This is a genomic window from Mangrovibacterium sp. (genome assembly GCF_059905295.1).
This window is the reverse complement of record NZ_JBZQJF010000175.1, coordinates 1-13802: the sequence shown is the minus strand read 5'-3', so window position 1 is coordinate 13802 and position 13802 is coordinate 1. Positions and strand designations below refer to the sequence as shown.

Annotated in this window: 9 protein-coding genes and 2 tRNA genes; 2 read left to right on the top strand and 9 right to left on the bottom strand. The window is 44.5% G+C overall.

Annotated features, from left to right (window positions below):
- Window positions 1-336: 336 nt before the first annotated feature.
- The gene (gene serB / locus AC37HE_RS09430; protein WP_500782579.1) at window positions 337-1569 is read right to left on the bottom strand and encodes a phosphoserine phosphatase SerB; all 1233 of its coding nucleotides are present in this window, start codon (window positions 1567-1569) and stop codon (window positions 337-339) included.
- A gap of 57 nt (window positions 1570-1626) precedes the next feature.
- Window positions 1627-2034 (bottom strand): OsmC family protein, encoded by a 408-nt coding sequence (locus AC37HE_RS09425; protein ID WP_500782578.1) that lies wholly within the window; start codon window positions 2032-2034, stop codon window positions 1627-1629.
- A 157-nt stretch (window positions 2035-2191) separates the two neighbouring features.
- Between AC37HE_RS09425 and omp85 the strand changes: the two genes are divergently transcribed.
- Window positions 2192-3517: an Omp85 family outer membrane protein gene (gene omp85, locus AC37HE_RS09420; protein ID WP_500782577.1), complete on the top strand. Its 1326-nt coding sequence runs from the start codon at window positions 2192-2194 to the stop codon at window positions 3515-3517.
- A gap of 5 nt (window positions 3518-3522) precedes the next feature.
- On the opposite strand, the gene AC37HE_RS09415 is transcribed toward omp85, so the two are convergent.
- The 4 genes from AC37HE_RS09415 to nhaC form a co-directional block, all read right to left on the bottom strand.
- Entirely contained in the window at window positions 3523-4110 is a 588-nt protein-coding gene (locus tag AC37HE_RS09415) for a DJ-1/PfpI family protein (protein WP_500782576.1), read from the bottom strand.
- A gap of 119 nt (window positions 4111-4229) precedes the next feature.
- Window positions 4230-4511, bottom strand: a complete 282-nt coding sequence (locus AC37HE_RS09410; RefSeq protein WP_500782575.1) for a hypothetical protein — start codon at window positions 4509-4511, stop codon at window positions 4230-4232.
- Between the two features lie 417 nt (window positions 4512-4928).
- A complete protein-coding gene (locus AC37HE_RS09405; RefSeq protein WP_500782574.1) occupies window positions 4929-6194 on the bottom strand; it encodes a DUF819 family protein in 1266 nt (421 codons plus the stop codon).
- A 108-nt stretch (window positions 6195-6302) separates the two neighbouring features.
- Entirely contained in the window at window positions 6303-7754 is a 1452-nt protein-coding gene (nhaC, locus tag AC37HE_RS09400; RefSeq protein ID WP_500782573.1) for a Na+/H+ antiporter NhaC, read from the bottom strand.
- 276 nt (window positions 7755-8030) lie between these two features.
- On the opposite strand from nhaC, the gene AC37HE_RS09395 reads away from it, so the two are divergent.
- The gene (locus AC37HE_RS09395) at window positions 8031-12890 is read left to right on the top strand and encodes a hypothetical protein (RefSeq protein ID WP_500782572.1); all 4860 of its coding nucleotides are present in this window, start codon (window positions 8031-8033) and stop codon (window positions 12888-12890) included.
- A gap of 74 nt (window positions 12891-12964) precedes the next feature.
- On the opposite strand, the gene trxA is transcribed toward AC37HE_RS09395, so the two are convergent.
- The 3 genes from trxA to AC37HE_RS09380 all read right to left on the bottom strand — a co-directional run bounded on the left by trxA (window position 12965) and on the right by AC37HE_RS09380 (window position 13719).
- A complete protein-coding gene (gene trxA / locus AC37HE_RS09390; RefSeq protein ID WP_500782571.1) occupies window positions 12965-13279 on the bottom strand; it encodes a thioredoxin in 315 nt (104 codons plus the stop codon).
- Window positions 13280-13478: 199 nt separating this feature from the next.
- Window positions 13479-13551 (bottom strand) — tRNA-Gly (locus AC37HE_RS09385).
- An 82-nt stretch (window positions 13552-13633) separates the two neighbouring features.
- Window positions 13634-13719, bottom strand: a tRNA-Tyr gene (locus AC37HE_RS09380).
- Window positions 13720-13802 lie beyond the last annotated feature (83 nt).

Below are 13802 nucleotides of genomic sequence, written 5' to 3'. Positions count from 1 at the left end.
TTATCGCAAAGTCTTGCTAATGCGGATCGGCCTATTTTTATCAAGCCCGGAATCGAACTAAAAGCTTAGTGTAAACGGGAAGTTCCGACGGTAGGAGGAAATCACCCGTTGAACTTAGCTTTTAGAAAGATGCAGGTTGAAGATAAAAATCAGCCTTGAACTTTTTGTTTATCTTTTTGGTTCAAGCCAAAAAGTAAAATCCGTCCGATAGGACATAGAAAAGGGGAAAGTGATCCATGGATAGCATCATTGATTCCGAATCAATCAAATGATTTTCAAAGAAAAAGGGACATCAGCCCAGCTGATGTCCCTTTCCATATCATGAATGTAATTGTCTTAATCATTAATCTCCCGATCGCGGAAACCAATCAGGTAAAGAATAGCATCCAAGCCAATTTCGCTAATCGAGTTCTTAGCCGATTCTTTCACTTTCGGCTTGGCATGGAAGGCAATACCTAAACCGGCCAGCTGAATCATCGGCAAGTCATTCGATCCGTCACCAACGGCAATCACTTGCTCCAGATGCAGGTCTTCTTTAAATGCCAGCAGCTTCAACATTTCTGCCTTTTTAGCTCCATCTACAATCTCACCGACATGACGACCGGTTAGCTTACCGTTTTCAACTTCCAGCTCATTGGCAAATACATAATCAATGCCCAACTTCGCTTTCAGGAAGTTTCCAAAGTAATTGAAACCACCGGAAAGAATAGCTGTTTTGTATCCAAACTTCTTCAGTGTACGAAACAGACGTTCAGCACCTTCAGTTAATGGAAGTTCCTCTGCTATTTCCTGCATCACCGACACATCCAGACCTTTCAGCAAGCTAATCCGTTTTTTAAAACTTTCCTGGAAATCCAACTCCCCGCGCATAGCTGCTTCTGTAATCGAGCTTACCTCGTCGTAAACGCCTGACCGGCGAGCCAGTTCATCAATTACTTCAGCCTGTATTAAGGTTGAATCCATATCGAAACACACTAAGCGACGATTTCGGCGATACATGTTATCCACCTGGAAGGCAATATCCACCCCGGTTTCTTTACATATTTCAATGAACTCACGCTTGAGCTCTTCATTGTCTTTTGGCGTACCACGCACCGAAAATTCCACAACACTCTTCGTTCTGCGATCCCGGTCATTCAACGGAATACGTCCCGACAAACGCGAGATAATATCAATATTCAGCCCTTGTTCCGAAATAACCTTGGTTACCCGAGCCAGGTGGCCGGCTTTCAGCTGACGTGCCAGCAAAGTAATGATGAAACGGTCTTTCCCCTGGTGCGAAACCCATTCTTCGTAACGAGCTTCCGGAATTGGCGTAAACTTTACCCGCAATCCCAACTCGTGCGCTCTGAAAAGAACATCTTTCAGGATGGGCGATGAATCTGCTTTTTCCGAGATTTCAATCAAAATTCCCAATCCCAGATTTTCGTGGATTACAGCCTGACCAATATCCAGAATGGAAACATCATATTCAGCTAAAATAGCGGTTAGTGATGCCGTTTGTCCGGCTTGGTCGGGTCCTGAAATATTCAGTAATATAATTTCGCGTTCTCTTTTTGTCGTCTCCATAATTGCTAATCCGGTTGTTGGCCGGAACTTCTTTCAGGTTAACAGATTTTTCGTCGATTACCAGTTAAAGGTGATGCTTTGCTTTAAATCGGGGTGAAGACTCAACGGAACAGGACTTGTTCCGGCAACACCTTCAATCAATTTTTTTTCTTCATCGGTATAACTTTTATCCTTTGGAAAGAAAAAAGCAATAACCACCTCGGCAACACGCCTTGGATCGCTGGCCATGATCTTGGTAATCTCCAATCGCGTTCCCACGATGTCTATCCCGTTATCCATGGCCGTAATTCCCATAATCGTCATGATGCAGTTTCCTAAAGCCGTTGCCAATAAATCGGTTGGCGAAAAGGATTGCCCTTTACCCCGGTTATCACAGGGAGCATCAGTAATGATTTTTGCCCCCGATTGCAGATGAACGTTTTCAGTTCGTAAGTCACCCAGGTATGTTGTTTCAATGGTAATCATATGCTTGGCATTTTTGACGCCCCGAAAATACAAAATTTTCGAACGTTCAGCAGATTAAGTTGCTTTAATACGCTTCAAAATGCACCAGCTTAACACAGTCAATCCTGCCATGCAATCAAAAATTCCACTATATTCGTTTGTACCGAAAAACCTGTCTATGAAAGTTAAGCTCATTATCGTCTTCCTGCTTTTGTGTGTTATTGTACAAGCTCAAAAAGCGGAAAAGAAAGAAATCATCAAACAAGGTTGGAACGTTGGTGCCTTGCCGGCCATTACCTTCGACTCGGACCTGGGATTTCAATACGGCGGATTGATCAACCTTTACCATTACGGCGATGGCAGCCGTTACCCGGAATACAACCATTCGCTTTATTTGGAAGTTTCGCGTTTTACCAAAGGAAGTGCGATCTACCAGTTTCAGTACGACTCCGACCAACTAATCAAAGGCATTCAAACAACTGCCGACCTGAGCTACCTGACCGATCAGGCTTATCAATTTTATGGCTTTAATGGTTACGATGCGGTTTACATGGAAGACTGGACCGACGAAGATAAAGCGGATTACAAAACACGCCTGTTCTACAATTACGATCGGAAGCTTTTTCGCCTAAAACTGGATTTCCAAGGTACTTTGGCCCGTAAGAACTGGAAGTGGGAAGCGGGAATTAACTTCCAGCATTTTAAAATTGCCGAGGTAAATATCGGCAAACTCAACAAAGGCGAAAATGAAAAAGATAAGCTTCCGGATGTACCAGGGCTATACACCATTTATCAAGGTTGGGGACTCATTCGCCCCGATGAGGCGGATGGAGGGACAATTCCGGCTATACGTGGCGGATTTATATACGACAGCCGAAACTTTCGCGCTAATCCCGAACGGGGAATCTGGTCGGAAGCAGTGTTGGAGTATGTGCCTAAGATCCTGGGAGCAGAAAACTCCTTCACCCGGCTGGGACTTACGCATCGGCAATATTTCCCAATCATTTCCAAACGACTAACTTTTGCTTACCGCTTAAGCTACGAAGCAACCTTATCGGGCAAAGTGCCTTTTTACTACCTCACCAAACGTGTGGTTGACGGGGCAAAAGGCAACAGTATGGAAGGTTTGGGCGGAGGGCGTACCTTGCGGGGAGTTTTGCGCAACCGCGTAATCGGCGACAATGTGGCTTTTGCCAACATCGAGTTGCGCAGCCGAATCTGGAACTTCAGCTATAAAAACAACAATTTCTTTGTGGGGCTAAATGGCTTTATTGATACCGGCAAGGTAACAGGTAAACGCAATCTCGAATTCTACCCCACTTTTGTAGCCATTGATACGAAAAATTACCTGGATTACGGAGCTGAAAACTGGCATACCAGTTACGGACTCGGAGTGAAAGCAGCGATGAATGAAAACTTTATCGTGTCGTGCGACTACGGTCGTACGACCGACCACCGCGACGGAACGGCCGGCATATATATTAAACTGAACTACCTTTTTTAAAGAGGCTAAAGAATCCGCATATTATGCCTGATTTCCCGAACATTATCATAGTCCGTTAGCATTTCCATCAATTGAAAAGCAACATCAAGAGCAGGGCCTGGCCCCGTACAGGTGATCACATTCCGGTCGACAACCAACTGCCGGTCCTGAACATCGGCGCCAAAATCAGCCAGCTGTTGACGACGTGCACCATCATTTAAATCCCATGTTGTTGCCCTTCGGTCCTTCAAAACTCCCGCTTTTCCAACGGGTAAAGCAGCCACACAAACGGATGCAATCGGTTTACCTTGTTTATCGAATTCCCGGATTAAATTCAGAAACCGTTCATCGTAAGCATCATCGAAAAAACCGGCATCGGCTGCACCTCCGGGTATCGCTAAAGCATCGAAATCCTCCACATGCACCTGATCAAAGGGTAACTCAGGCTCTACAACCAGGTTCCAGTAGCATTTTAACTTTGGCTGTAAACCGGTAGTCACTAAATCGACCGGATGAAGACCGGCTTCTCTACTCCACCCGAACACATCAATAAACGCACTAGCCTCGTAGGCTTCAAATCCTTGTGCTAAAAAAAGCAGCACCTTTTTACTCATCACAAGCTTTTTTATTGGTTTTAGTTGGTCAGCCAAGTTATCAAAAACAGACAATAAAAATACGTCCCGTGCATGCAAATATCAGGCTCAGGAGATGATTCTTATCAAGGTTTCAACGATCAATAAGCATCCTCAACTTTATTCTTTTGAATCAACTTATCCATCTTATTAATCAACTTCTCAAACTTCTTTTGGTAGTTGATATCCCCCTCCATTTTAACTTTATAATACTTCTCGAGCTCGCTGTACCAGTTATCTTTCAGAAATCTTAAAACATTATCGTCCTCAGCATAGCTTTCGCCAACGATAATTTTCAGGATTTTCTTTTTTTCAACTTCTTGCTCTTCTTTGATGATTTCCAGTGTTTCCAGCTCCTCAGGTGTCAATTTCACTTTTGCCATAACAATCAGGTTTAAGGTTTCCGTACATTGATTACAATATATATTTACGGAGCTAAGCGATTCTTGGTTTTTGGCTAACCCAAAATTCATTCAGCAACAAAATTGGGATACATCATCCTTTAGCCCTGCCTCCCGAAACCATCAATGGCGCAATAAACAGTTATTAATTGCTTCCCCAACAGCCGGGCGAGCTATGAACATGTATTCATGGGCTCCCCAAACGCCGGGCGAACAATGAACATTTATTAATGACTTCCCCAACGGCTGGGCAGGTTATTAACATTTGTGCGCGGGCTCCCCAACGAAAGGTGGAGCCGTTAACATTTATTCGCGGGCTCCCGAATCGTCGGACAAGACATTAACATTTACTAAGGAGGCAAATTTGTGAGCAGCTCATTAATAAATGTTCACGCCAATCTACATAAACGTGCTTAGGAAATAGGCAAGTGTTACCCCAAGGTAAGTTCCGAAAATGTAGCCGAGAGTCCCCACCGCCAATCCGGAAATGATGATTTCTTTGTTTTTTAGAGCCGAAGCCACAACCGGCACAAAGGGCGGTGAAAAGGATAAAGCAGAAATAGTAATAATGGTGGTATCGGTATCAATTTTGAAGAGCCACGACAACAGCACATGAATAACCATGGTACCGAATACGCCCAGCGCAACAAATAAGAACAAGTGGAAGAAGTCGATATTAAACAGCGCTGAAAGATCGGCCATACTGGCAACAAGCAAGGAGAAAATAAGGATCAGGTACATTCCCAGCGAGAACGACTGTTTGAGCCGATTGATAGCCGGCACAAGACTTCCGGCAACACCCAGTGTGGTAATCGTGAGGATAATGGTAACCATTTGCGCCGATTTCGGCACCAACAAGCTCAGTCCGCCAGCAACGGCAAAAATCAGGATTGATAATCCAAACGACTTCACCATTTCAATAATTCCGCTGCGGCTAAGCATACCTTCAAATTCTTCGCTGGCAGCCTCAACCTGTTCCAGGTGCTCCTCCTTCAAAGCCGATTTAAACGGATGCATAAACCGGTTCAGCAGCGATTGTGCTGAAGTCATGATCAAAATCAGGAAGAAGAATCCGGTAACAATTTCATAGGTATTGACCAGGATAAATGTATTCGGCGAGACTTCCAGCGCCGTAGCGATAGCTGCCAAGTTAGGTGTTCCTCCGGTGTAAATACCCACCAGCATTCCGGCAATCTTCCAGGCATCGGGAATAAATGCTTTCAAACAAAAGAAGCCAATAATAATGACAGTTGTAAGCGACACGATCCCCAGCATCATCGAGATCAAGGCACGACGTGCCAAGTGGAGCCAGCGTTTTACATCCAGCGAAAATAACAAGAGCGGAATAGCCAGCGGAATGGTAATTGTCATCAATATTTCCTGTAAGCGGGCAATATGATTGGGTAATAAATCGGCTTCGGTGAGTAGACTTTGCTGTAAATATTCGGTCATCTGGTCATCGGGCAGAAAAGCCTGACCACCCAGCAAGTCGCGCATCTCTTCGGACATGGTTGGAAGTAATCCAATATTACCTAAGACCACACCGACAATATAGGCCAGTACAACAGCTCCGACCTTGTTCAGCAAAGTCGACTTGCGCGTGCCATAAACAATAGCCGCCGGAAAACACACATAAAAAACGATTAACAGTAAAATCACAGCCATTTCTCTTCAGTCTTTCCACCTCTATTCACTCAAAAACGGGAAATACAAGCCCGGTAAAAATAGTCAAGTTTTTCAAACTGAAGACTTTTCCTTCAGTCAATCCTTTTGCTATTCGTCTTTTACCGGTGCCTCCTCCACGCTGAAACGCCGAATTTTAATGTTCAGGTAAGCAAATAGAATGGACATCAGCGGACTAATCAAATTGAAAAATGCATAGGGCAAATAATCCAGCGTAGGCACGCCCAGCACACGTGCCTGGGTTGCTCCGCCCGAATTCCACGGAATCAATACAGAGGTCATCGTTCCCGAATCTTCCAGCGTACGGCTAAGCACTTCCGGTTTCAATCCTTTATCCCGAAAAGTATTTCGGTACATTCGCCCCGGAACAACAATCGCGATATACTGATCGGAAGCTGTGGCATTAAAAAAGATACAGGTTATAACCGTTGAGGTAACCAGCGAGCCTGTCGAGTCGGCCCATTTTACGATTGGTTTGGTAATCCGCGCCAACAAGCCACCCGACTCCATCACACCGCCAAACACCATGGCCGACAAGATCAACCAGATCGTGTCCAGCATACCGGCCATCCCAGAGGTTTGCAGCAAATCATTCACATCGCTATTCGAGGTCTGAATCGCTACATCGCCAAACATGGCCTGCATACTCCCAACATAAGCTGCCTCGGCATAATTCGATGCCTGACTTGCCAGCCCTTCGATAATATGAGGCTGAAAAATGATGGCAAACACTGCCCCCAGTAAGGTTCCAATGAGTAATGAAGGTATTGGTGGTACTTTTTTAATGATAATAAAGAACAAAATCGCCGGCACCAAGAATAGCCAGGGTGTGGTATTGAAGGTTCCGTCAATCGCGAGCTTTACATTTTCCATGTCAACCGTTGTTCCTGCAAAATCATAATTAAAACCGATAACCAGAAAAATTAACAAGGTGAGGATCATGCCCGGAGTCGTCGTGTACAACATATACCGAACATGGGTAAACAAATCTGTTCCGGCCATGGCAGGAGCCAGGTTTGTAGTATCGCTCAAGGGTGAAATTTTATCGCCAAAGTAAGAACCCGAGATAATTGCACCGGCCACAATCGCTTCGTTGATACCGATAGCCTTCCCAATTCCAAGCAAAGCTACTCCTATCGTTGCAATAGTCGACCACGAGCTTCCTGTGGCTACCGATACAACAGAGCACACCACGACAGCTGTCATTAAAAACACCTTGGGATTGATAATATCAAGACCGTAATAAATCAATGTCGGCACAATTCCACTAATCATCCAGGTTCCGGCCAGTGAACCAATCAACAGCAAAATCAGCATCGAGGGCATGGCCGAACCGATGGTACGAACCACATTATCCATAGTATCTTCCCACTTCTGTCCGTTACGGCTCACGATAATTCCGGCGATTGACGCAGCCAGTAGCAAAGCCACCTGGTTAGCGCCGGCCAAGGTATCATCGAAGAAAATAAAATTCAACGTTAACAGAACAATTAAAAACAGAATGGGCAACAAGGCCTCCAAAAATGATGGTTCTCGTTTCATGCGATTCAAAAATTAGGACAATTCAATTCATCTGCGTTCAGAAAACGAGGTTCTCATCAATTTTCGGTACAAAACCAAGCTGAATCCCCTCTTTTTCAATACCCCTTTTGCAGAAAGTTCAAATAACGCAATAATTTAGAAAGTCTGAAAAAGCAAAAAAATAAAAACTTGTTTTTGGGCTCAAAAAATAATATCTATGTTTTATGAGTTATTACTGTTGAGTATTCGAAGATTCTGATTAAAACGAATATTGTTATTTCCCAAACAAAACCTGGTATGTCTCTGAAAAAAATCTTTTTAGCTGCTTTAACCTTTGTTGTTGTTTTCCTGCTTTTTGCTCAACAGGACGAAGTCAAGTTTTCGGTGGAAGGCCGTGTAACTTCCGACGACGGCAAGATTGAAGGAGCGACCATTACTCTTTTTAAAGACGAGAAACAAGTGGAGGTCGTAAATCCCCCCCGCAACGGACGTTTCGAGTTCGATTTTGAATACAACCACGAGTATAGGCTGGTATTTAAGCGAGAAGGGTTTTTTCAGAAGATTATCATCATTTCAACCTACGTACCTACTGAGGTTTTGCAGCGCAACAACAAATTTCCACCCTACCCCTTCGAGTTGAATTTCTTTAAGGAAACCGATATCATCGACCGTTCATTTACTGTGAAACCGGTAGCACGAGTCTTCTACAACTCGCAGATCGACAATTTTGATGCTGAAATCTACTTGTCGGATTCCCAGCTTCGGGAACAAATTCAAGCTGCTGAAGCCGAACAAAATGCTTTGGCCAGCGAACGAAAAAGTATTGGCCGGGCCAACGAACAGGAAATGGCTGCCCTGGAGCGCCAATACGATAAAGCCATTGCCGATGCCGACGGGCTGTACCATAAAAAGGAATATGAAGGCGCTATCAACCGCTTCCGCGATGCACTGATGATCTTCAGTGACCGGTCTTATCCGAAAGACCGCATTGCTGAAATTCAGGATTTGATGGCTGCACTTAAGCTGGCTGAAGAAACCGAACAAAACTACCTGGCAGCCATCAAAGCCGGTGATCAACAATTCTCGGCAACGCAATACAACGAAGCTATCGGTTCATACAGCAAAGCATTGGAATATAAACCCAAAGATAAATACGCGACCAACCAAATCGACGAAGCACGTAAGTTGATGAAGGAAAAGCTGGGCAACATGCAGTATAACGAGTTGATTGCACGTGCCGATCAAGCGTTTAACACGCAGGTTTACAATGAAGCCAAAGGTCTCTACCAGCAAGCAATTGACATGCGGCCCCGTGACTCACAATATCCCCGCGACCAAATTAAAAAGATTGACCAGGAGCTGGCCCGGTTAGCTGAAATGAAAGCTATTGACGAACAATATGCCGCAGCCATGCAGCAAGGCAATACGTCGTTTGCAGCAACAGCTTATCCGGATGCATTAAAGGCCTTTAAAGAAGCCTTGAGCCTCAAACCGGGAGACGAACCGGCACAGGAACGCATTAGTGCTACTGAAGCTGCGATGCAGCAACTGGCCGACAATGAAAAATATACTGACTGGATCGCGAAGGCTGATGACCAGTTTTCAAAGAATCTATTGCCAACGGCTCGAACAAGCTACCAACAGGCTTCGAATATCAAGCCGAATGAGCAATATCCGAAAGACCGGATTGCTGAAATTGACCAAAAGATGCAGTTTAATCAGCAGTTTGATCAATTACTGGCAGAAGCCAACAACAGCTTCAGCAAAAAAGAGTATGCAAACGCTAAGGGACTTTACCAACAAGTATTAGGTTTGAAAGCTGATCACGAACTTTCGAAAAGCCGCATAGCCGAGATCGATCAGATTTTGGCTAAGCAAGCACTCGACGATCAATATGCAGCAGCCATTGCATCTGCTGATCAAGCATTCAATGCCCAGCAATATGCAGTAGCCAAAGGCGGTTACCAGCAAGCTTTGAGCCTAAAGCCACAAGAAAAATATCCGCAAGATCAAATCGCAAAAATCGACGCAGAGATGCAAAAACTGGCCAACCAGGCAGCTCTGGAGGAACAATACCAAGCCTTTATGAAGCAAGGGAATTCAGCTTTCGATGCCAAGAATTACACTGCAGCCATTACGGCCTATCAAAGTGCACTGGCTGTTAAAGCGAACGATCCTGAAGCCACCAACCGCTTGGCTGAAAGTCAGAAGCTTCTGGCCCAACAGCAAACCAAAGGGCAATACGATGAGCTGATTGCGCAAGCCGACCAGGCCTTTAATACGCAAGCCTTAACGCAAGCAAAAGGCTTGTACCAGGATGCACTCAACTTAATTCCGGAGGAAACTTATCCGAAAGAACAAATTCGGAAAATTGATGACCAGATGGCATTGGAAGCTCAGCTCGACGAACTGATGACAAAAGCCGACGCCGCATTCGATCGTCAACAATATACGGCAGCCAAACCGATCTACCAGCAAGTACTGACGATTGTACCGGCTCATGAAAAAGCCCAAGCCCGAATCGCAGAAATTGATCGGATACTGGCGCAGCAGGATTTGGATCAGCAGTACAACGATCTAATTGCCATGGCCGATCAAGCCTTCACGGCACAACAATATGAGCCTGCCCGAAGCAACTACCAGCAAGCATCAACACTGAAACCTGCAGAAACTTATCCGAAGGAACAAATTCAGAAGATTGATGCCGAACTGGCTCGCCTTGCTCAATTGGATGCCGACTACAAACGGGCCATAGAACAAGGCGATCAGATGGTAGCGACCAAGTTCTACGACAAGGCAATCGATCAATATCAAGAAGCTTTAAAACTGAAACCCAAAGAGCAATATCCGGCTGACCAGATTGAAAAAGTCAAGCAGTTGCAAGCCGATCAATTTAAAGCAGAGCAACTGGAGCGCTCGTACAGAGCCTATATTGCCAAAGCAGATTCGCTATTCAAACTGGAAGCGTATCAGCCATCGCGCAATAGCTATGCAGATGCCAGCCGGGTAAAACCGGAAGAACAATATCCGAAAGATAAAATTGCTGAGATTGATTCGCTATTAGCCGAGCTGCAACATCAGCAGGAGGTTTTAGCTGAAGTTAACCGAACTTACCAGGCAGCGATTAAACGAGGTGATGATGCCTTTAAAATTCGCGACTTTGCAGAAGCCAGCGATGCTTATAACGAAGCCCATTTACTGAAAACTGAGGAAGAATACCCGGTTAAACAGTTAGCTGAAATAGAACGACTCAAGGCAGCCGCAATGGAGCAGGCTTACCAGAAGGCTATTGCCAAGGCAGACGACCTTTTCAATAAAACAGAATATGCACTGGCCAAACCTGAATATCAGAATGCACTTACCATTAAGGCAAATGACCAATACGCCACCAGCCAGATTGCAATCATTGATCAGAAATTACAGGACGCTGCTTTAGCCGAAGCTGAACGTCAAAAGCTGGAAGCTGCCTATGCTGCAAAGATCGCTGAGGCGGACCAGGCATTTAAAGTTGAAAACTATACCGGAGCAAAATCCCTTTACCAGGAGGCATTAACACTAAAAGCGAATGAGCAATATCCGTCTGATCAGATTATAAAAATTGACGGCATATTAGCTGAATTGGCTAAACAAGCTGAGCTTGACGCTCAATACACACAAGTGATGACTAAAGCAAAAACAGCTTTCGATCAGGATCAGCTGGAGCAATCCCTTGGATTATACAAGCAGGCCAATGAGCTGAAGCCTCAGGAACCGGAACCTCCGCAACGGATTAGTGAAATTGAGCAACTGATGGCACAGAGAGCAGAGGAAGCTCGTCTGGCAGCCGAAGCCGAAGCGCAACGAATCGCGGCAGAAAAAGCTGCCCGCGAGAAATACGATGCGGCCATAAAACGAGGTGATGACGCCATGGCTCAAAAAGGATACACGAATGCACAAGATGCATACAACGAGGCACTGACCATACTTCCTAACGAGCAATACCCGAAAGACAAACTAGCCGAGATTGACGGCATTCTGCAACAGTTGGCTCAAGCAGAAGCTGAACGTCGCCAAAAGGCTCGTGAAGATTCGATAGCAGCAGCTAACCTCATGGCCTACAATGCTAAAATTAAAGAGGCGGAAGCTTACATCGATAGCCAACAACTGAACGATGCTGTCAATAGTTACCAGGATGCAATTAGCATTCTTCCGGAGAAGAAAAGCGAAGTTCAACCGAAAATTAACGAGTTAAACGCCTTAATTGCCCAATTGGCCAAGCTGGAGGCTGATTACCAGGCGGCCATTAAACAAGGCGATGAGCAGTTTAACAGCGAGGCATGGACAGATGCAAAAACAAGCTATTTAAAAGCCGTTAACCTAAAACCGGAAGAAAGCTATCCAAAAAATCAGATAGAAAAGATTGATTTGAAGTTAGCGGAATTGGAACTGCTGGCCGAAAAGGCTAAAGCCGCTGAGAAAACCAATGCAGCCTATAACGAGGCCATTAAAATTGCCGACGAACACTTCAACAAACAAGACTATACGGTTGCCCGATTCTATTACCAAAAAGCATTGGGAATTCAACCGGAAAATCCGTATCCGCAACAGCGATTGGAAGAGATCAGCAAATTGATTGACCAATCACTTACTGCCGACCAAATAAAGGCATATAACGATGCCATTGAAAAAGCAGACACGGAGTTCAACCGGAAAGGCTATACACTGGCCCGATTCTATTACAACAAAGCACTGGAAATAAAATCATGGGAACAGTACCCGAAAGATCGCATCAAAGAAATTGGCAAACTGACGAATACGCTATTGTCTCAGCGCGAAGAACAAGATTATCTGAATTGGATTAACACCGCCGACGAAGCATTTGTGAATAAAGACTTCGCGATTGCCCGTTCGTTTTACCAACGAGCACAGGCGCTGAAAAAGGATGAACCGTATCCGGGCATTAAACTGGCCGAGATTCAGAAAGAATTGGAGAAAATGCAGGCTGCACAAACAGAAAAAGAATATCAAGCTGCGATTACTGAGGGCGACAAAGCATTTGATACTCAAAATTACAGTGTTGCCCGTTTCTATTACAACCGGGCCATCAACTTACGTCCCGATGAAAACTACCCTAAAGATCAACTTAAACGAATTCAGGAAGCGATCAACGGTAATTAGGATACATCAAGACAAAAGAAAAGCGAGGTTCCAAATAAAACAGAACCTCGCTTTTCAATTTATAGCGTTAGAAATTAAGAACCGGGCAAGAATTTCTCCAGTATCTGAGTTAATTCCGGCAGCCTGATGGCCCCCTCTTTGCTCCATTGCAAATCTCCCGACTTAAAAACCATAACCGTGGGAATCGACTTTACACTAAATTGATTGGCAATATTGGGATTATAGTCCACATTCACCTTTAAAACACGGATGGTCTGCTTAAAGTTGCTTTTAAGTTCCACCAATACAGGTTGTATTTCCTTGCATGGCTGGCACCAATCAGCATAAAAATCAACAACTACCGGCTTATCCGATTTAATTATATTTTTAAAACGACTCGTTGCTCTCATTCAATCATCTTTCTTCTCTTCAACTTGGGGTTCAGGGATACCTGATCAATCCAAAACAGGATAAAGACCAGCATATTGATTGAAACGTTTTGTTTTAAAGATAGTTTTGTCCGAATTAATCAATAATTCCGATATTCGATAGATTAAATCAAAGGGTAAAAAAGAAAAGGGTCGTCAAATTTCTTGACGACCCTTTTTGAGCGGGAGACGGGATTCAAACCCGCGACCCTTAGCTTGGAAGGCTAATGCTCTATCAGCTGAGCTACTCCCGCAACTTATTCAGTTCCAAGTTTTGAGTTTAAAGTTTCAAGTTCTGCAACTCAAGACTTCGAAACTTTAAACTTTAAAACTTCTTGGTGGGGAGAGCAGGATTCGAACCTACGAAGACGAAAGTCAGCGGAGTTACAGTCCGCCCCAGTTGGCCACTTTGGTATCTCCCCAAATTGAATGTCAGATATTTTGAATTTCAATTGAAACCCGATTTCTGAATTCTGTAATCATGTCTTTGAACGATGTTGGTATT

What these genes read in the sequence shown, in the direction of transcription:
- AC37HE_RS09425 (WP_500782578.1), bottom strand. Translation starts at nt 2,034, where the DNA reads ATGATTACCATTGAAACAACATACCTGGGTGACTTACGAACTGAAAAC.
- AC37HE_RS09405 (WP_500782574.1), bottom strand. Translation starts at nt 6,194, where the DNA reads ATGGCTGTGATTTTACTGTTAATCGTTTTTTATGTGTGTTTTCCGGCG.
- omp85 (WP_500782577.1), top strand. Translation starts at nt 2,192, where the DNA reads ATGAAAGTTAAGCTCATTATCGTCTTCCTGCTTTTGTGTGTTATTGTA.
- serB (WP_500782579.1), bottom strand. Translation starts at nt 1,569, where the DNA reads ATGGAGACGACAAAAAGAGAACGCGAAATTATATTACTGAATATTTCA.
- trxA (WP_500782571.1), bottom strand. Translation starts at nt 13,279, where the DNA reads ATGAGAGCAACGAGTCGTTTTAAAAATATAATTAAATCGGATAAGCCG.
- nhaC (WP_500782573.1), bottom strand. Translation starts at nt 7,754, where the DNA reads ATGAAACGAGAACCATCATTTTTGGAGGCCTTGTTGCCCATTCTGTTT.
- AC37HE_RS09395 (WP_500782572.1), top strand. Translation starts at nt 8,031, where the DNA reads ATGTCTCTGAAAAAAATCTTTTTAGCTGCTTTAACCTTTGTTGTTGTT.
- AC37HE_RS09410 (WP_500782575.1), bottom strand. Translation starts at nt 4,511, where the DNA reads ATGGCAAAAGTGAAATTGACACCTGAGGAGCTGGAAACACTGGAAATC.
- AC37HE_RS09415 (WP_500782576.1), bottom strand. Translation starts at nt 4,110, where the DNA reads ATGAGTAAAAAGGTGCTGCTTTTTTTAGCACAAGGATTTGAAGCCTAC.